This window comes from Corallococcus interemptor, assembly GCF_003668875.1.
GTDB classification, from domain to species: Bacteria; Myxococcota; Myxococcia; order Myxococcales; family Myxococcaceae; genus Corallococcus; species Corallococcus interemptor.
Map to the genome: position 1 here is coordinate 1 of NZ_RAWM01000169.1, position 16719 is coordinate 16719.

General features: G+C 69.5%; 21 protein-coding genes and 1 pseudogene. All 22 read right to left on the reverse strand.

Annotated elements, in window-relative coordinates; all coding sequences use genetic code 11:
- Positions 1 to 250, reverse strand: a pseudogene (locus tag D7X96_RS35410) (hypothetical protein); the annotation flags it as partial.
- Between the two features lie 96 nt (positions 251 to 346).
- Complete coding sequence (locus D7X96_RS35415) at positions 347 to 823, reverse strand: SycD/LcrH family type III secretion system chaperone (protein WP_120552736.1); 477 nt, start codon at positions 821 to 823, stop codon at positions 347 to 349.
- Between the two features lie 3 nt (positions 824 to 826).
- A complete protein-coding gene (locus D7X96_RS35420) occupies positions 827 to 1309 on the reverse strand; it encodes a hypothetical protein (protein WP_120552735.1) in 483 nt (160 codons plus the stop codon).
- 46 nt (positions 1310 to 1355) lie between these two features.
- The gene (locus D7X96_RS35425) at positions 1356 to 1637 is read right to left on the reverse strand and encodes an EscU/YscU/HrcU family type III secretion system export apparatus switch protein (protein ID WP_014398415.1); all 282 of its coding nucleotides are present in this window, start codon (positions 1635 to 1637) and stop codon (positions 1356 to 1358) included.
- Between the two features lie 10 nt (positions 1638 to 1647).
- Positions 1648 to 2730: a type III secretion system export apparatus subunit SctU gene (gene sctU / locus D7X96_RS35430; RefSeq protein WP_120552734.1), complete on the reverse strand. Its 1083-nt coding sequence runs from the start codon at positions 2728 to 2730 to the stop codon at positions 1648 to 1650.
- A gap of 28 nt (positions 2731 to 2758) precedes the next feature.
- Positions 2759 to 3577, reverse strand: a complete 819-nt coding sequence (locus tag D7X96_RS35435) for a flagellar biosynthetic protein FliR (RefSeq protein ID WP_120552733.1) — start codon at positions 3575 to 3577, stop codon at positions 2759 to 2761.
- On the reverse strand, positions 3574 to 3840 hold the full coding sequence (gene sctS, locus D7X96_RS35440) for a type III secretion system export apparatus subunit SctS (RefSeq protein WP_120528175.1): 267 nt from the start codon (positions 3838 to 3840) through the stop codon (positions 3574 to 3576). Before sctS ends, D7X96_RS35435 begins: the two co-directional genes overlap by 4 nt.
- Positions 3841 to 3856: 16 nt before the next feature.
- Positions 3857 to 4684 carry a type III secretion system export apparatus subunit SctR gene (gene sctR, locus D7X96_RS35445; RefSeq protein ID WP_120552732.1) on the reverse strand — a complete coding sequence of 276 codons (828 nt, stop codon included), beginning with the start codon at positions 4682 to 4684 and terminating at the stop codon, positions 3857 to 3859.
- Between the two features lie 10 nt (positions 4685 to 4694).
- Complete coding sequence (locus tag D7X96_RS35450) at positions 4695 to 5354, reverse strand: flagellar biosynthetic protein FliO (protein WP_120552731.1); 660 nt, start codon at positions 5352 to 5354, stop codon at positions 4695 to 4697.
- 104 nt (positions 5355 to 5458) lie between these two features.
- Entirely contained in the window at positions 5459 to 6844 is a 1386-nt protein-coding gene (gene sctQ, locus D7X96_RS35455) for a type III secretion system cytoplasmic ring protein SctQ (RefSeq protein ID WP_120552730.1), read from the reverse strand.
- Entirely contained in the window at positions 6841 to 7749 is a 909-nt protein-coding gene (locus D7X96_RS35460; RefSeq protein WP_121725315.1) for a flagellar hook-length control protein FliK, read from the reverse strand. Before D7X96_RS35460 ends, sctQ begins: the two co-directional genes overlap by 4 nt.
- A gap of 36 nt (positions 7750 to 7785) precedes the next feature.
- Positions 7786 to 8274 (reverse strand): flagellar assembly protein FliH, encoded by a 489-nt coding sequence (locus D7X96_RS35465; protein WP_120552728.1) that lies wholly within the window; start codon positions 8272 to 8274, stop codon positions 7786 to 7788.
- A 62-nt stretch (positions 8275 to 8336) separates the two neighbouring features.
- Complete coding sequence (gene sctN / locus D7X96_RS35470) at positions 8337 to 9650, reverse strand: type III secretion system ATPase SctN (RefSeq protein WP_120552727.1); 1314 nt, start codon at positions 9648 to 9650, stop codon at positions 8337 to 8339.
- An 18-nt stretch (positions 9651 to 9668) separates the two neighbouring features.
- Complete coding sequence (locus tag D7X96_RS35475) at positions 9669 to 10349, reverse strand: FliH/SctL family protein (RefSeq protein WP_121725314.1); 681 nt, start codon at positions 10347 to 10349, stop codon at positions 9669 to 9671.
- Between the two features lie 24 nt (positions 10350 to 10373).
- Entirely contained in the window at positions 10374 to 12461 is a 2088-nt protein-coding gene (locus D7X96_RS35480; protein ID WP_121771733.1) for a hypothetical protein, read from the reverse strand.
- Between the two features lie 115 nt (positions 12462 to 12576).
- Positions 12577 to 13398 carry a type III secretion protein gene (locus D7X96_RS35485; RefSeq protein ID WP_120553101.1) on the reverse strand — a complete coding sequence of 274 codons (822 nt, stop codon included), beginning with the start codon at positions 13396 to 13398 and terminating at the stop codon, positions 12577 to 12579.
- Between the two features lie 107 nt (positions 13399 to 13505).
- On the reverse strand, positions 13506 to 13925 hold the full coding sequence (locus D7X96_RS35490) for an EscF/YscF/HrpA family type III secretion system needle major subunit (protein ID WP_014398428.1): 420 nt from the start codon (positions 13923 to 13925) through the stop codon (positions 13506 to 13508).
- A 22-nt stretch (positions 13926 to 13947) separates the two neighbouring features.
- On the reverse strand, positions 13948 to 14784 hold the full coding sequence (locus D7X96_RS35495; RefSeq protein ID WP_120553102.1) for a sigma-70 family RNA polymerase sigma factor: 837 nt from the start codon (positions 14782 to 14784) through the stop codon (positions 13948 to 13950).
- A 9-nt stretch (positions 14785 to 14793) separates the two neighbouring features.
- The gene (locus D7X96_RS35500) at positions 14794 to 15189 is read right to left on the reverse strand and encodes a hypothetical protein (RefSeq protein ID WP_120553103.1); all 396 of its coding nucleotides are present in this window, start codon (positions 15187 to 15189) and stop codon (positions 14794 to 14796) included.
- Positions 15190 to 15216: 27 nt separating this feature from the next.
- Positions 15217 to 15651, reverse strand: coding sequence for a tetratricopeptide repeat protein (locus D7X96_RS35505; RefSeq protein WP_120530743.1), 435 nt, complete (start codon positions 15649 to 15651; stop codon positions 15217 to 15219).
- Between the two features lie 95 nt (positions 15652 to 15746).
- Positions 15747 to 16304, reverse strand: coding sequence for a hypothetical protein (locus D7X96_RS35510; RefSeq protein ID WP_120553104.1), 558 nt, complete (start codon positions 16302 to 16304; stop codon positions 15747 to 15749).
- Positions 16305 to 16445: 141 nt separating this feature from the next.
- Positions 16446 to 16719: hypothetical protein (locus D7X96_RS35515; protein ID WP_120553105.1), on the reverse strand; the 274-nt coding region annotated here is incomplete at its 5' end.

Consider the following 16719-nt stretch of genomic DNA (forward strand, 5'->3'; position numbering starts at 1 on the left):
GGGGCGGGAGGATGGGCTCCTTCATGAAGCGCGTGAGCGCGTCCTTCACGTCCGTGTACAGCTGCTGATCCAGCGGCGCGGTGGGGGCGGAGGACGCCACCAGCTTGCGCATGTTGCGCAGCACCTGCTGGAACACGCCGGTCGCGGCCTTGGACTGCTCGTCCAGATCCACCAGCAGCTTCTCGCGCTTCGCGGTCAGTTCCGGCGGCTCCGGCGGCAGCTGCGGAACTTCCTTCTTGGGGGGGGCCATGAACCTCTCCATCGGTTGAGGTGAATGAATCGAGCCTAACAGAGTTTACTGGGCTTCCACATCCAACGTCCCGGCTGGAACGGGCCCGCCTTCGGATCAGCGCCGCGTGAGGGCGGTCACCATGGCGCCGGCCTTGCGCACCACCGGATCATCCGCGGGCGTCATGGCGGCGGCGCGGCGCAGATCCTCGAGCGCCTGCGGCTTCTGTCCCAAGGCCAACTTCACCTCCGCGCGCCCCACGTAGACGGCGGCGTCCTGCGGGGCCAGCTTCGCGGCCACGTCGAAGGCGGCGAGCGCGCCCTGCCCGTTGCCGGCGGCCATCTCCACCACCCCCAGCGCCTTGGCGAAGTACACGTCGGTGGGGTTGATGGCGTAGAGCCCCTGGAAGAGCGTGCGCGCCTCCGCCACCCGGCCCTGGTAGAAGAAGAAGTAGGCCGTCTTGGCGATGGCGTAGAGCTCGTCGTTGGAATAGCCGCGCACCTCCCGGAGCGTGGCCTTCCCTTCCGCCCAGCGTTGCAGGAGGGCCGTGAGCTTCGCCTCGTCCTGCGGATCCTCGGGGTCCAGCGCCGCCATGGGTCAGTAGCCCTCGTCCTTCTGCTCTTCCCACATGCGGCGGATGATCTCCTGCGACTCCGCGCTCACCTGGTCCACCAGGCCCAGCATGGCGGACTCGCGCTGCAGCAGGGCCTTGAGGCGCTCCAGGCGCTCCGGCGGCGCGTTCACCTTGGCCAGGCCGCGCTCCAGCATGCGGCGCTGCCCGTCATCTCCCCGGCCGGCGACGCTGGCCAGGTGCGGCCGGTCGCTGAAGCCCTCCAGGTCCGCGTCGTGACCGCCCGGGTGGGGCGGCAGGGGCAGCCGCAGCTCTTCCGACGAGTGCGCCGGACCGATGAAGTCCAGGAGCGCCGCGGAGGGCAGCGACGGGTTCTTGATGTTGCCCGCCTTGCGCAGCTTCTTCGCCCGGTCCAGCTGGGACGGGTCCACCAGCCGCTCGCGGACGCTGCGGGGACCTCCCCAGGGCCAAAGCGCGGTGCTGGGGGGCTGATTGTTGATTCTGGCCATGGTGGGCCGACTTCAATACAGGTGGGGGGGGCGCGTCCAGCCCCCTTCAGCGTCCGCCTGCCTGCTCTCGCTGCAGCGCGTAGACGAAGTTCAGCACCTCCGCCACCGCGTCGTAGAGCTCCTCGGGGACCTCCTGCCCCACGTCCACCCGGTACAGGGCGTGCGCCAGGGACACATTGCGCATCACCGGGATGCCGTACTGCTTGGCGATCTCCCGGATCTTCTCCGCCTTGAGGCGCATTCCCTTCGCCACCACGCGCGGGGCGCCGTCCGCCTTGTTGTCGTACTTGATGGCGATGGCGATGTCCGCCTCTTCGTCGCTGGCCATGGCGTCCTCCTCAGGCGCGCGCTGACGGCGCCGCGTTCTGCTGCTGCTTGAGCCCGTAGACGAAGTTCAGCACCTCGGCGACCGCGTCGTAGAGCTCCTCCGGGACTTCCTCGCCCACCTCCACGCGCAACAGCGCGTGCGCCAGTGGGACGTTGCGCAAGAGGGGGATGTCCGCCTCGCGCGCCAGCGCCTTGATGCGCTCCGCCTTGGCGTCCATGCCCTTGAGCAGCACCCGCGGCGCCCCGTCCTTGTTCTGGTCGTATTGCAGCGCCACCGCGACGTGGTCCGGGTTGGTGACGATGACGCTCGCGTCCTTCACCGCCTCCATCTGGGCCCCCTCCATGATCTCGTGGTGGAGCTCCTTGCGCTTGGCCTTGTGGTGCGGGTCACCCTCGCTCGACTTGTACTCCTTCTTGACCTCCTCCTTCGTCATCATCATGTCCTTCATGAACGACTTGCGCTGCCACCACACGTCGAACACGCCGAAGATGACGAACAGCATGATGATGCGCACGGACACCCGGTAGATGATCTCTCCCAGGATGGCCATGATGCCCTGCGTGTCCTGCCGCACCGTTTCGATGACCAGGGGCATGGAGTCGCGCACCACGCCGGTGACGACGTAGGCGGCGACGGAGATCTTGATGAGGTTCTTCAAGAGCTCCACGAAGGACTTCTTGGAGAACATGTTCTTCAACCCCGCGATGGGGTTGAGCTTGTCGAACTTGGGGATGAGCGGGTCGATGGTGAAGAGCGACCCCACCTGCAGGAAGTCCATCAGCCCGCCCAGCACCGCCGCGCCCGCCACGATGGGCACCGTCAGCAGCAGCAGCGTGCGCACGCCCATGTAGAGCAGCTGCGTGGTCGCCAGCGCCAGGTCGTCCGAGTGGGCGATGGCGTCGAAGCTGAAGCGGAAGAGCGTGGAGATCTCCCGCTCCACCGTGTCCCAGGTCCCCTTGACGATGCCCAGGCCGGCGACGAGCACGGCCACGCCCGTCAGGTCCTTGCTCTTCCAGGTCTGGCCCTTCTTGCGCGCGTCGTCGAGCTTCTTCTGCGACGGTTCTTCTGTTTTGTCGCCACTCTCGTCCGACATGGAGGAATCCCGGGAGGCTTGGGGCGGCTCAGGCCAAGAGCTGGATGGCGTGCTGGAACATGCGGAGCATGTTGGCCAGCTCCTGCTGCATGCGGCCAATCACCACGTGGATGGCGATGAACATGATCAGCACGCCCACCAGCGGCTTGAGCGACATGGAGATGAAGAACACCTGGATCTGCGGCGCGACGCGGTTGATGGCGCCCAGGGCCAGGTCGGTGACGAACGCGGCCACCATGCCGGGGCCGGCCAGCGCCAGGCTGATCTTCAGCAGGTCCGAGAAGGAGCGGATCATCAGGTCGAAGAAGGGCCACACGCCCCGGCTGAAGCGCGGGAAGCCCTCCAGAGGCACGATGGCGAGGCTCTCCGCCAGCGCCCGGATGATGATGTGGTGCCCGTCCAGCGACAGGAACAGCACCACGCACAGCTGCACCTTGAGGCTGGAGAAGAGCGACACCTGCGTGCCCAACTGCGGCACGTAGAGCTGGGCGTTGTTGCTGCCCGACATGGTGTCCATCAGCGTGCCGGCCACGCGGGCCGCGTCGAACACCATGTTGACGATGTACGACAGCGCCACGCCAATGAAGATCTCCTTGAGCAACAGCCCGATGTACGGGAGCGCGCTCAGGGGAATCCTGTCCATCTTGTCCGCCACGGACGGGAAGATCACCGCGGACACCAGCAGGCCCAGGCCCAGCTTCATCTCCGAGGGGACGACCTCGCCGCCCAAAAACGGGCTGAAGATGAGGATGGGCATCACGCGGCACATGATGAGCGCCATCGTGAAGATGACGACCGACAGGTTCACCCGAGCGCCCAGCTCGGCCATGACTTCGCCGATGTTCATCTGCCGATGAGCGCCGGGAAGCGGTCGAAGACGTGGAAGGTGAAGCGCAGCAACTGGCCACCAATCCATGGGCCCGTCATGGCGAGCACGCCGAAGACGAGGACGACCTTGGGCGCGAACGAGAGCGTCTGCTCTTGAATCTGCGTGGTGGCCTGGAACAGCGAGACGAGGAAGCCCACCAGGAGGCTCATGAGCACCGGCGGCGCGGAGACCACGAGCACCAGGAACAGCGCCTCCTGGGTGATGAACGTGAGCTGATTCATGGGAGTACGGGGCTCCTTACAGGTAGCCGATGACCAGGCCCTTGGCGATGAGGTACCAGCCGTCCACGAGCACGAACAACAAGAGCTTGAAGGGCATGGAGATGGTCGTGGGCGACAGCATGTGCATGCCCAGCGCCAGCAGGATGTTGGCCACCACCATGTCGATGACGATGAAGGGCACGAACAGCAGGAAGCCAATCTGGAAGGCCTCCTTCAGTTCGGACACGACGAAGGCCGGGACGATGACCATGAAGTCGTTCGGGCCGATGTCCTTGCGGTCCTCCTCCTTCCGCATCTTCTTCGCCAGGCTGTAGAAGAGCGTGCGGTCCTTGTTGGTGACCTTCTTCATCAGGAACTCGCGCAGCGGTTCCTTGGACTTGTCCGCGGCGCCCAGCATCGTGCCCACCGTCTCCGAGGAGAACACCGACGTTCCCCGGGACCAGATGTCGATGCCTCCCGCCCGGTACATCTCCTGGCCCACGGGGGCCATGATGTAGACGGTGAGGATGATGGCCAGGCCGGTGATGACCTGGGTGGGGGGAATCTGCTGGGTGCCCAGCGCCGAGCGGACGATGGACAGCACCACGGAAATCTTCACGAAGCTGGTCACCATCATCAGCGCGAACGGGACCAACGACATGGCCGCGAGCGCGAGGATGAGGATGAGCGGACGGGAGGTGAAGGAGTCGCTGCTCACCGCCTCCTTGACCATTTCATCCGGCATCGAGTCTCCCCCCTTCTTCGCCGCGGACGCGACGAAGGGATGCAGGGACACGAGGGCCGCGAAGAGCCAGGGCGGAGCGCGGAACAGCAGCGGACGGGCGGCGGGAGACGAACGGTTCACGTGACGGCCTTCAGACGCCCGGCGGCGGCGTGGTGCCACCGGTCCGGCGGGAGAGGAGCTTCTGGAGGAAAGGACTCAGGGACACCGGCGACGACGGCGGACGCGCGGCGCGGATGCGCTCCACGGCGTCGCGGTCCAGCTTCGAAACCAGTTGCACGCCACCCTCGCCGCCACCCACCAGCAGGTACTCGTCCGCGGCCTTCAGGACGAAGAGCGTGCGCCGTTGATCCAACGGGATGCGCTCCATCACCGACACGACCGACGCCTTGCCCACGGGCACGCCCTGCAGCCCCATCAGCCGGCGCAGGCCCACGTTGAGCGTGAGGTAGATGGCCGCGAGCACCGCGCCCAGCAGCGCCACCGTGCGCACCACCACCCAGCCCAGGCTCTCCTGCGCCGCGTCGGCTTCGGGCTCGGCCATGCCCAGCTCGCGGTCCAACTCATCCGCGTGGCGCTTCGCGCGGGCGGCGCCATCCCCCGTCGCGGCAGGAGCCGGAGTCTGCGCGGGAGCCTGGACGGAGGCCGGTGCGGGAGCCGCCTCCTGCGCCGGTGCCGCCACGGAGGCGTCAGGCGTGGAGGCCGCGGGCGCCTGCGCCAGGACGGCGGGCGACGCGAAGAGCAGCGCGGCGCCGAGCAACAGGCGCGAGGAGGAAAGACCGAGGACCGCCATGGATGGGCGCGAGCCTAGTGCACCCGAGTCAGGACCGCCACGGGCCCGGGCACGAGCACGCCTCCCTGCCCGCCTGCCTCGTGACGCACGGGCGCAAAGCGCTTTCAGCTCAGCTGGATGATGCGCACGCCGAGCTGACCCTCCAGCTCCACGAGCTCGCCCCGGGCCACCACCTTGCCGTTCACCGACAGGTCCACGGGCTCCCCTGCCCCACGGCGCAGGTCGAGGACCTGGCCGGTGCGCAGCCCCACCACCTGTTCGGCCGTGATGGGCACGCGCGCCAGCTCCACCGCCACCTGCAGGGGAAGGTCGCTGAGCAGATCGCTTCCGTCCCGGTTGTTGTCGTCCAAAGCCGCCCCTTCGAGTTCCGGAGGAACGCCCAGCTCCGGGTTGGTGAAGTCCTCGTTCTCTTCCGACCCGCCCCCGGGCTCCCCACCCTGGGGATTGCCCGGCTCGCCGGGGATGACGTCCGTGATGCGCGCCCGGTAGCGGCCGTTCTCCACGAACACGTCCGCCGCGAAGTGGCCGGTGCGGCCCAGGCCCAGCCGCAGCTGCGCCGTGCCCGGCTCGCCCCGGTCCGGCCGCGCCGACAGCAGGTCCAGAAGCAGCACGTCCTTGATGCGCAGGGACGCCAGGTCCCGGGCGGACAGCTCCGCCACGCCAATCTCCGCGCGCAGCCAGTCTCGCAGCGCGGACAGGCGGCGCCCGTTGGCCTTCATGTCCTGCCGGCGGTGGTCGCGCCGCTGGGCGCTCTCCACCGCGGGCTCGGCCGCCTCCAGCACCGCCGACGGCACCACCAGCCGCACGATGCCGCGGTGCGAGCCCAGCACCGCGTTCAGGTGCACCGCCAGCATCGGGCCGTCCTCGCCCAGGCGGGCGGAGACCTCGTCCACGCCGCGCGCCACGCCGTCCAGCCGGGGCCGGGGGACGCCCGGCTGGAGTCCGGGCACCAGCTCCTTCAGGGCCTCCAGGACGACGTAGCCCATCACGCCCTCCTCGATGTCCGTCAGGGGCCGCAGGCCCACCGTCTCACCGGCGCCGCCCAGCAGCAGGTCCACCGCCGAGTGCGCCAGCGACAGCTCGATTTCGAGGATGACCCGGCCCTTGAGCGCGCCGGGGGCCAGCACCGCCAGGAAGGACGGGTCCCCCAGGAAGCGGCGCAGCTCCGTCATGGGGCGCGCCTGGGCGGACTCCACCGACAGGCGCACGTCCACGTCGAACAGCGCCTTGAGGCGCGCGCAGACCGTCTCCAGGGTGCCCGCGTTCGGCGTCAGCCAGCGCAGCCGCTCCGCCAGCTGGCCCTGCGTGCGCGACACCTTCTCCAGGTTCGTGAACGTGAACGGCCGCCACGGCGACGCCGCCACGGGAGCCGGGGCCGGCGCCGGAGCCTGCTTCGGAGCCTGCGCGGGCTTCGGGGGTCCCAGCTTCCGGGTGTCGACCAGCATGGTGCGTTCGAAGACTCCGGGCTCGTCGTCCGGCTCCAGGCTCATGTCTTGGCCTCGAACCTCAGATTTTCAAGCGCCAGTCCCCGGCCGCCCAGGGCGCTGCGCAGGCCGTCGCTCTGCTCTTCCAGCATCTTCAAGGTGTCGCGGTCGCTGCCGCTGAAGGTGGCGGAGATCTTCCCGTTCTTCGCGCTGACCTTGATGGACAGGCCGTTGAGCACGTCGCCGCGCAGCTCGATCTGGAACTCCGCGTTGCCCGCGGCGTTGGTGCCCACGCGCACGCGCTCGACGATCTTCTGGGCGATCTCGTTCGCCATGGCGCGCAGCCGCTCGGAGCCCGCCGTGTCCTTGGGCTTGGCCACCGGCACCGGCGCCATCAGCGCGGGGTTGAAGCGGAAGCCCGCGGCGGCCATCTGCCCGCCCTTGTCGTCCTTGTCCTTGTTGCTGGCCCCGCCGCCCGCGCCCTTGCCGCCGCCGGCGTTGACGTCGATCTTCAGCTCGCCCTTCTCCTGGCTCAAGCGGCTGGCCTGGCCTTCGGCCTTGTTCATGTCGCTCTCGCGGACGTCCGTGGAGCGCTTCTCCTCCACGACCTCCGTCTTGCGGGCCTCTCCGCCACGGGAGGCGCCCTGCGACTCGGCGTTGCGCTGGGACTGCTGGGCGCTCCCGGTGGACTCGCCGGGCTTCGCGAAGGCGGTCTCCTTCTGGGCCAGCTTCTCGTCGAAGGTCTTGCCCTGGCCCTGAGCCAGGCGCGCCAGGACCTGCTTGCCCAGGGGCTGCTTCAGCTCCTGCGCCTGCTTCGGCAGGGCCTGCTCGGCCTGGCCCTGCTGGACCAGCTTGGAGAAGACGGACTCGCCCTGCAGGCGCTTCTGGGTCTTCGCCTCCGCGAGCTTGCGCTCCTGGATCATCCGCTCCGCCAAGCGCGCGGCATCGCGATCGTCATCAACTCGGCTCATGGCGTCTCTCCAGACTCAGCGGAAGGCGGCGGGAGGTTACTTGCGCTGCCGGGCCAGGAACAAGGCGCTGCCGATCTCCTCCTGCTGCAGCTCCTCCCGGTCCTGGCGCTCCTTTTTCACCTGCTTGACGAACTTCTCCTTGTTCTTCTCGATGGCCTTGAGCTCCTTGGCCGCCTCCGCCATCAACATGCGGCGCTGCTCCACCAGGCGGCCCGCCGTCCGGACGACCTCCTTCTGGTGCTCGATCTGGAGGGCGACCTGCGCCTCGTCGTCCTTCAGGCGCTCCTCGAAGCGGGCCATCATGTTCATGCCGTTGATGCCGGCGCCCTTGGCCATGATCTGCTGGAAGTACTCCTGGACCTTGGCCTTGCGCTCCTTGCGGCGGCGCTCCAGCTCCGCCTCCAGGCGCTTCTGCTCGGCCTCTTCCTTCGCCAGCGCCTTGACGGCGTCGGAGAAGGCCTGCTCGGCCTCCTCCTTCGCCTTCTCACGCATGTCCAGCAGGGACTGCAACCGGTACGGGGGCATGGTGGGGGCATCCTACCCAAAAACCGCCCCGTCCATGCAGGCTGGCCGGAAGGCGGCCCGCGTCAGTCCGCGAACAGGTTGATGAGCTGCTCCACGGTCTCCTCGTACGGAGAGTTGGAGTGGGTGTCCTGCTTGAGGAAGTCGATGATGGCGTCGTACTTCTCGATGGCGTAGTCCGTCCGGGGGTCCGCGCCGGCCTGGTAGGCGCCCAGCAGGATGAGGTCGCGCTGCTTCTCGTAGGTGGCGAGCGTCTCGCGCAGCTTGCCGGCGGCCTTCTTGTGCTCCTTGCTGACGATGCCGCTCATCACACGGCTGAGGCTCTGGAGCACGTCCATGGCGGGCCACTGGTTTCGCGCGCCCAGCTCACGGTTGAGGATGAAGTGGCCGTCGAGAATACCTCGGACTTCGTCGGCGATGGGGTCCTCCATGTCACCGCCGGCCACGAGACAGGTGTAGATGGCGGTGCACTTGCCCTTCGCCGAGTTGCCCGTGCGCTCCAGGATGCGCGGCAGCATGGAGAAGACGCTGGGCGGGTAGCCCTGACGCGCCGGGGGCTCGCCGATGGCGAGGCCGATGTCGCGCTGGGAGCGCGCCAGACGCGTCACCGTGTCGAGCATGAACAGCACGTTGCCGCCGCGCTCACGGAAGTACTCCGCGATGGCCGTGGCGACGTACGCGGCGCGCAGACGCACGAGGGCGGGCTGGTCGGACGTGGCGCACACCAGCACGGCGCGCTTCATGCCCTCCTCGCCCATGGCGTCCTCGATGAACTCGCGAACCTCGCGACCACGCTCGCCGATGAGCGCCACGACGCTCAGGTCGGCCTGCGTGTTGCGGGCAATCTGGCCCATCAGCGTGGACTTGCCGACGCCGGAGCCCGCGAAGAGGCCCACGCGCTGGCCCTCGCCCACGGTGAGCAGCCCGTCGATGCAGCGGACTCCCAGGGGCAGCGGCCGCTCGATGCGCTGGCGCGTGAAGGGGTCCGGGCAGTCGCGGTCCACGGGCCAGTCGATCAGGCCCTCCCCTTCCAGCGGCCTGCCGTCCATGGGCTCGCCGATGCCGCTGAGCACGCGGCCCAGGAGCGCGTCACCGCACTTGATGGTGAGCGGGCGGCCCGTGGGGATGCACTCGCTGTCCGGACCGATGCCGTACAGCTCGCCCAGGGGCATGAGCATGACCTCGTCGCCCACGAAGCCCACGACCTCCGACTTCATCAGGCCGCGCTGGCGGCTCTTGACGAGCACCACCTCGCCGATGCGTACGTTGGGCACGCTCGCCTTGATGACGAGGCCCGTCATTTCGGTCACGCGGCCGCGCACCCGGACGAGGGACGCTTCCTTGATGAGATCGTAGTAGCGCGAAAGGTCGATGGCCATGGCGGATTCCGGAAGGGCTCAGGGAGGGCCGGGCTTGCGCGCGGTGTCCGGCTGCAGGAGGTTCTGGAGCATCTCCAGCTGGGTGGGCAGCTGCGCGTCCACCGTGCCGTACTCCGTCTGCACGATGCAGCCCACGGGAGCGACCTCCGGGTCCTCCTTGATGGCCAGGTCCACCGTGCGGCCGATGAGCTCCATCAGCACGGGGCGCTTGGCGCGCAGCACCGCCGCCGTCTTCGGGTGCACGCGCAGCACCATGGCGCGCGCGTTGCGCAGGTTGTCGATGGCCGCGGCGCACATGTCCACCAGCAGCTCCGGCTCGCGCTCCAGGTCGCGGCCGAGGATCTTCTCCGCCATCTTCAGCGCCAGCGCGATGATGTCCTGCTCCTGGGACTGGAGCATCTCGCCGGCCTGCATCTTCGCGCGCAGGAGCAGCTCCGTGGCCTGGGCGATGCCCTCCTGACGGCCCAGGTCCTTCGCCTTGGCGAAGAGCTCCTCCTTCTCGCGCTGGGCCTCGGCGAGGATGCGCTCACGCTCGCGCTGGGCCTCCTCGATGATGCCCTGGGCGCCCTGGCGCGCCTCGAAGACCTCGGCGTTCATCACGCCCGCGCGAGGCGGACGCAGCGCCGGTCGCTCCGACGAGGCGACGGCCACGGACGACTCCGCCAACCCATCCCCCTTGATTACCTTGCCGATCGCCATGGGCCACTCCTTGGAGACCGGATGCTAGCGCGTTCCGCCGCGCGGTCCACGCCCTCCAGGGCCGCCCGCGTCATCCGGGCCCGGCCGGTCGCCGGGAGCCGGGCGCCGGCGGCCCACCTGGGTCCCCTCCGAGGACCGGGAGGAGGAAGCCTGGCTGGAGAGCACGCGCGGGGGACGCTCCGGTCCGCCCTCCGGTTCGGGGCGCACCGCGGGACGGGCGCCGGTGCGCGAGCGCAGCACCCGGGCCCCGTCCGTGGACTCGCCGGAGGGCTCTGGACGCCGGGGCGCGCGCTCCTCCGCGTCGGCGGGAGGCCGCGAGGGGCGCTCGGCCCGGACGGAGCGGCCTTCCGGCGCGTCCGGCTCCGGTGGACGTGACGCACCGCGAGCCCCCAGGCGCGAGGGCGGCGGGCCGATGCGGGCCCCTTCCGGATCCGGCCGGGCGGGACGAGAAGGACGGGGGGCATCCGGATCACGGCGGCTGGGCACGCCCCCGGTGGACGCGCGGGGCGCGGGCCCCACCGACGAGCCCCGCTCCACCGGCATGCGGCGCATCTGGGAGCCGTTCGCGTCCCCCTCCGGGGCCGCCATGGACGCTCGGGGCGCAGGGCCCCGCTCCACCGGCATCCGGCGGATCTGCGAGCCGCCCGCCTCCGCATCCGGCGGCGCCCCCATGGAGGGACGGGGCGCGGGCCCGCGCTCGCGCTCCACCGGCATGCGGCGCATCTGGGAGCCGTTCGCATCCCCTTCCCGCGAGGCCATGGAGGGACGTGGCGCGGGCCCCACCGACGAGCCCCGCTCCTCGCCCGGCGCCGGACGCGGACGTCCACCGGGGGCCGCGCCCGGTCCCGCGTCACGGCTGGACGCCGCACCCGCGCGACGGGCGGCGCGCTCCGCCATGAAGTCGCGCCGGGCACCGGCATCTCCCGCGGCCTCATCGGCGGCGGCGCCACCCCGCAGGGACTTGGGCGCCCGGAGCGCGGGCGCGCGCGACGGATCCGGCGCGGTGGTGCGCAGGCCCTCGCGCGGCGCGGGGGCCGGGGGGCGGGCTCCAGGAGCCGCCGGACGGGCGCCAGGGGCGGCGGGCCGGGCTGCCGGGGCCGCCGCGGCGGGCTTGCGCGCTCCCGGCGGAGGCGGCAGCACTGCGGAGGGGCGCGGCGGCGGCGCGGTCAGCCGCACGGGCCGCTCGATGAGGCCGCGCACGGCCAGCCGCTCCAGGTCCATGACGATGTCGGTGCGTCCGCCGTCGCCCCGGGCCGTCGGCCGCGAGCGCTCCTCGCGCACCCACTTCGCCACCAGGTGGCCGAACTCACCGCGGTGCTTCTCCAGCATGCGCGCGGCGAACTCCGGGGACTGCGCCACGCACGCGCGCGCCAGCCGCTGCACGCCCGCGCTGCGGATGGCGCCGGCCAGCCGGCTGAAGCCGTCGTGCAGGTTGAGCTGCGCGCGCGCGTCCTCCTCCGGCAGCTTGCGCGGCGCATTGGCCGCCACGGACTTGCTCGCGAGCTGGAGCAGATCCGGAGGCAGCGACTCCATGAGGCCGTTGAGCTCTTCTTCCGGGAGCCCCGCGAGCGCGGGCCCCAGCACGCGCGCGCCCAGTCGGTCACTCACCGTGAGCAGCTCACGCGTCTGGAGGTTGAGCACGTCCGCGAACTTGAAGCCCGCGGACTGGCCGGCGGCCTCGCGCGACAGCGCCTCCTCCAGCTTCCAGCGGATGATGTCCAGGATCTGCGGGCGCACCTCACGGGTGAGCTTCACGCGCGAGGGAGGCAGGTGGCCGCGCACCGCCTCCGCCATGTTGCCGGGCAGCGCGCGCAGGGTGACCTCCACCAGGGCGCCGCGCTCGCGCTGCAGCAGCGCCGCCAGCCGCTCCGGATCCGCGGTCCACAGCTGGCCGCGCCGGTCCTTCATCAGGCGCTTGAGCTCCTGCACCACCGCGGGCAGGCGCTTCTCTCGCGGAATCTGGAGGATCTCCTGCGCGCGGTGGCGCAGGAGCGCGCCTTCCTCGTCCGGCAGGTGCTCCAGCGCCGACATGCTCTCCTGGCCACCGAAGGTGACCGCGGTGAGCAGCATCATCGTCTGGCGCTTGCTGAGCGAGGTGAAGAAGGAATCCAACGGTCACCTCGCGGGCCCCCAGGTGGCCCGCTGAAGATTGAAGACGGTGTCCCCGGCCTGGAGGACAGAGTCCCGCGGACCACCCCAGGAGGGCCGCGGGGAGCGACGAGCAGGACTACCCCTCGCGACCGCCGCGCGCACGCGCGGGACGGGCCGCCGCGGCGGGGGCACCGCCACCGGAGCCGCCGCGCATGAAGGTCCACGCGGTGACGCCCATCATGGCCAGGATGAGCGCGAACGCGCCGCCGAGGATCATCTTGAAGGTGCTGGCGCTGGCGGCCGTCATGCGCACGCCGAGCACGTCCTGCAGGCGGTTGGTCTCCGTGGTCTCCGCCGTGGGGGCCATGGCCTCCGTCATCAGCACGGTGACGGCCTCCGGCTTGAGCTCCGCCACGGAGCTGGCGACGAACTGCTTCACCGCGTCCACCGAGACAGGGGGCTTGCCGCCCTCGACCGCGCGGTACTTGATGAACACGGAGGCCGACGGCATCGGCTTGTTCTCCGGCTGCGACAGGTCGTTGTTCTCCGGCACCATCACGATGGCGCGCGCTTCCAGCACGCCGTCGATCTGGTTGAGCGCGTTGGAGACCTCACCCGCCATGGCCTTGAGGAGCATGGCGCGCTCCTCCGTGGCGGTGGGCACCATGCTGCCCTTGGCGAAGTGGGACAGGCCCTTCTCCACCGGACGCGGCAGCGAGTTGCGCTTCAGGAGCTCCGCGGCCTGCGCGGCGTCGCCCTTGGGGACGACGATGGTGAAGCGCACTTCGTTGCCACCCTCCGCCTTCTCCTTCGTGGCTTTGATGCCGTTCTTGCTGAGCAGGACGTAGATTTCGTTGGCGTCCGCCTCCGTCAGCTCGTGCTGCAGCTCAATGGTGCAGCCGGTGAGGAACAGCAGGGCGAGGAGCGGGGCGGCGAAGACGGGCGTTCGGCGAGTCATGGGCGCGCTTAGCTTAACAGGGCCCTTGCAAAACGCGGAAGGGCGCCCCCTCCCGACGTTGGGAGGGACCGCCCTTCACATGCCGCCATGGCCCGGCGGGTGGGACTTCAGACCTGCGTCTTGACGACGTCCTTCAGGCCGCTGGTGGCCTTCTCGACGACCTTCGACGTGAGGTCCAACTCCTGCGAGTACTTGTACATGGACGCCTGGAGGCCAAGCAGCTCGGCGTTGGACATGTTCTTGCCGGAGGAGGCCTCCTTGATGAGCTTGTCCATGCTGACCTGACCCTTCTCCAGACCGGAGACGAGGTCGGAGACCATGCCGCCCGACTTGGTCGTCTTCGACGCTTCGGCCTTCGCGTCCACGGGCTCGGCGCCCTTGGCGGTGGCGGGCTGCTGGGCGGCGCCGCTCACCTTGTTCAGGTTGGCCTTCTCCGCCTTGTTGACGGTCTCCACCTGGCGGACGGTGTCCACCTTCTGGGTGGCCTGCGCGGCCTGGGCCTTGTTCACGTTCTGGGCGGCGTCCACCTGGCCGGCGCCCTGCGCCTTGTCAGCGAGAACTCCGTCGAACTTCGACGCGCCCGTCTTCTGAGTCTGCTGCGCGCCCTGGTCCTGCAGCTTTTGCTGCGCTACCTGTCCCGCGGAGATGCCGCTCATCGGAGCCGCCATGTGACACCCTCCTTGCATCCGTCGAGGGGGGAGGGAGTTCCTCCTCCTCGTTCAAGAGTTCCTTGAGCCGGTCAATGGCGCGCGCATGAAGCCGCGACGCCCAGCTCTTCGACTGCCCGATCTCCGCCCCTGCTTCTTCCAGCGTACGTCCCTGGAAGTAATAGCCCTGCAGGAGCTTGCGCTCTTTCTCCGGAAGCTTCTCGATGGCCGAGCGCACCCGGTTCTTCAACTGCTCCATCTCCAGGCGCTGATCCGCCGGGAGCGATTCATCCACGTAGCCCGCCGCCTCCGCCCCTTCCGCCCCCGCCGCGAACACCGCCGCGAGGCCCGCCACGGCATCCGAGATGTCTCCAATATCATCGTCAAATGACGACCCGCGGTTGCTTGCGCCCTGCTCGCGGTCCGCCAGATTTCCCAGATACGCCGTCGCGCGCTCGCCTTGATAGGCGGTGCGGGCGTCGGAGCCGCGCAGGACGCCCATCTTCCTCAAGCCGTCGAAGATGGCGCCCTTGATGCGGTAGTGGGCAAAGGTAAGGAAGTTGGCGCCGACCTTGGGGTCGAAGCGCTCGGCGGCTTCCAGGAGGCCGATCTGCCCATAGGCCAGCAGTTCATCCAGCTCCAGCTGGGCATTGAACTGCTTGCGCACGGTGGCCGCGAGCGACCGCACGTACGGGCCGTACTTCTCCAGGATGACCTTCCTGTCTTCACCCAGAGGCAAGCGGCGCGCTCACTCGGCCTTGGACCACAGCCGCTCGAGAACCTGGTTCAGCCGGGGATCATCCTGCAGCGCCCCGGCGATGCGGCCCGTGAGGGCAGCGGACTTCATGTTCAGCTTCTCCTGGAGGACTTCCGCGACCAGGGCCTTCGTCGCCTCCTCCTTGCTCTTGAAGCCCCCGTTCTTCAGCCGCTTGGCGATGGCGAGCGCCTGCGCCGCGATCGGATCCGTGGCCTGGGGGCCCTGGACGTTGCTGGAGCCTACCAGACCCGAAGGCCCGACGAGCGATTCCGTGCGATCCACCTTGCCGCCAAAGGACGCGCCAGAGGCACCCGACGGACCGGACGCCCCCTTCACGCCGCCCGCGCGGCCCTTCCCACCCCCACGTCCGACTCCACCGACAGCCATCGCCGTACCTCCTTCTTCTTGCCGCGACTACTTCTTCGGCGGAGGCAGGGCCCCCGCTTCCTTCGCCTGGATGAGCGCCTGGGCCAGCTTCGCGCCGTCGCTTTCGGGCTCCAGGTCGATGGCGGCCTTCAGTTCCTTGAGGGCCTCCGGCACCTTGCCCATGAACAGCAGGGCCTCCCCGGCGTGTGCCCGGGGCAGCGAGGACAGCGGCGCCAGGCGCTGGGCGACCCGGTAGGCCGCCAGGGCCTTGTCGTGCTTGCCCTGCGCGAACTCCACGGCGCCCAGGCCAATCTGGGGCACCTCGCTCTTGGGCATGAGCGCGGCGGCACCGACGAAGACCTCCTTGGCCTTGTCGAAGTGACCCATGTCCAGCCAGAGGTAACCGGACTCCAGCAGGACCATGGCCGGCTGGCGCGCCAGGGGCACGAGGCTGTTGGCAATCTCCGAAGGGGTCTCCGCCATGGACGTCGCGCTTCCTTTCCTGTCGCCGGAAGCACGGAAGGCGGCCGTCGAGGGCCGCCTTCCTTGCACCGGTCAGATTCCGCTGTCCGTGAAGACTAGCGGATGTTGCCGATGGAGTTCTTGGTCGTATCGTGCCGCGACTTCATCACGTTGGAAACAGCCGTGAAGAGCTGCGACTCGTGCTGCATGGCCGACTGGAGGTTCAGCAGCTTGACGTTGTCGTCCATCATCGTCTTGAGGCTGCTGTTGTTGGTCAGCTGATCCGACACCTGGCCGCCGGAGCTGGCGCCGCCGACGCTGGTGCCCAGCGAGGTGGAGCCGCCCGTGGGCATGCCCGTGCCCGCACCGGGCAGGTTGGTGGAGGGCACCGCGCCGGAGGCGGTGTTCATCACGCCGACGTACGGGCCGCCCTGCATGCCGGAGCCGGAGGCGCCGGAGAAGGTCTGCGCGGAGGAGACCGCGGCGGAGACGATGCCGGCGCCCGGAACGAAGCCCGCCACCGCGCCCACGCCCGCGCCCACGGCGCCGACGGTGCTGTTCAGCCCGTTCTGCACGCGCGCGCCAAAGCTCGTGTTCGGCGTCTGCCGAGCCGTGGTCATCTGGGTGTTCATGCGCAGGTTCGGGCCCATCATGCCGCTGTCGATCTTTGCCATTTCAGCCTCCGCGCTGGTGCCAGCGTTGATTCAAAAGGGGAGCCGGGGATCATCCCTTGGCTCTTTCAATGGATTATCGGGAGTGCCGGCCGCCGGTTGCCTGCTGGTGACAAGAAATCGTCCAGGCCCCGGAAAAGCCCGTTATTTCCGGCCCTTGGGCTGTTTCGACTCGGCGACGAGCTTCTCGCGGACGTCCACGAGCATGGTGAGCAGCTCCTCGGAGCGCGCGATCGCAGCCTGGGCCTTCTTGCCGATCTCCGCGCGAGGTCCCTTGAGCTCGGCGAGCCCCGCCTTGACGGGGGCGAAGAGCGCCTGGACGTCGTCCGCGGAGGCCTTCTCGATGAAGGTCTCGACGGCGGGATAGGACGGGACAGGCAGTTCCTGGGGCTGGGGCTGCGGCGCGGAGGGCCTGGCG

What these genes read in the sequence shown, in the direction of transcription:
- D7X96_RS35415 (WP_120552736.1), bottom strand. Translation starts at nt 823, where the DNA reads ATGGCGGCGCTGGACCCCGAGGATCCGCAGGACGAGGCGAAGCTCACG.
- D7X96_RS35420 (WP_120552735.1), bottom strand. Translation starts at nt 1,309, where the DNA reads ATGGCCAGAATCAACAATCAGCCCCCCAGCACCGCGCTTTGGCCCTGG.
- D7X96_RS35425 (WP_014398415.1), bottom strand. Translation starts at nt 1,637, where the DNA reads ATGGCCAGCGACGAAGAGGCGGACATCGCCATCGCCATCAAGTACGAC.
- sctU (WP_120552734.1), bottom strand. Translation starts at nt 2,730, where the DNA reads ATGTCGGACGAGAGTGGCGACAAAACAGAAGAACCGTCGCAGAAGAAG.
- D7X96_RS35435 (WP_120552733.1), bottom strand. Translation starts at nt 3,577, where the DNA reads ATGAACATCGGCGAAGTCATGGCCGAGCTGGGCGCTCGGGTGAACCTG.
- sctS (WP_120528175.1), bottom strand. Translation starts at nt 3,840, where the DNA reads ATGAATCAGCTCACGTTCATCACCCAGGAGGCGCTGTTCCTGGTGCTC.
- D7X96_RS35450 (WP_120552731.1), bottom strand. Translation starts at nt 5,354, where the DNA reads ATGGCGGTCCTCGGTCTTTCCTCCTCGCGCCTGTTGCTCGGCGCCGCG.
- sctQ (WP_120552730.1), bottom strand. Translation starts at nt 6,844, where the DNA reads ATGAGCCTGGAGCCGGACGACGAGCCCGGAGTCTTCGAACGCACCATG.
- D7X96_RS35460 (WP_121725315.1), bottom strand. Translation starts at nt 7,749, where the DNA reads ATGAGCCGAGTTGATGACGATCGCGATGCCGCGCGCTTGGCGGAGCGG.
- D7X96_RS35465 (WP_120552728.1), bottom strand. Translation starts at nt 8,274, where the DNA reads ATGCCCCCGTACCGGTTGCAGTCCCTGCTGGACATGCGTGAGAAGGCG.
- sctN (WP_120552727.1), bottom strand. Translation starts at nt 9,650, where the DNA reads ATGGCCATCGACCTTTCGCGCTACTACGATCTCATCAAGGAAGCGTCC.
- D7X96_RS35475 (WP_121725314.1), bottom strand. Translation starts at nt 10,349, where the DNA reads ATGGCGATCGGCAAGGTAATCAAGGGGGATGGGTTGGCGGAGTCGTCC.
- D7X96_RS35485 (WP_120553101.1), bottom strand. Translation starts at nt 13,398, where the DNA reads ATGACTCGCCGAACGCCCGTCTTCGCCGCCCCGCTCCTCGCCCTGCTG.
- D7X96_RS35500 (WP_120553103.1), bottom strand. Translation starts at nt 15,189, where the DNA reads ATGGCTGTCGGTGGAGTCGGACGTGGGGGTGGGAAGGGCCGCGCGGGC.
- D7X96_RS35505 (WP_120530743.1), bottom strand. Translation starts at nt 15,651, where the DNA reads ATGGCGGAGACCCCTTCGGAGATTGCCAACAGCCTCGTGCCCCTGGCG.
- D7X96_RS35510 (WP_120553104.1), bottom strand. Translation starts at nt 16,304, where the DNA reads ATGGCAAAGATCGACAGCGGCATGATGGGCCCGAACCTGCGCATGAAC.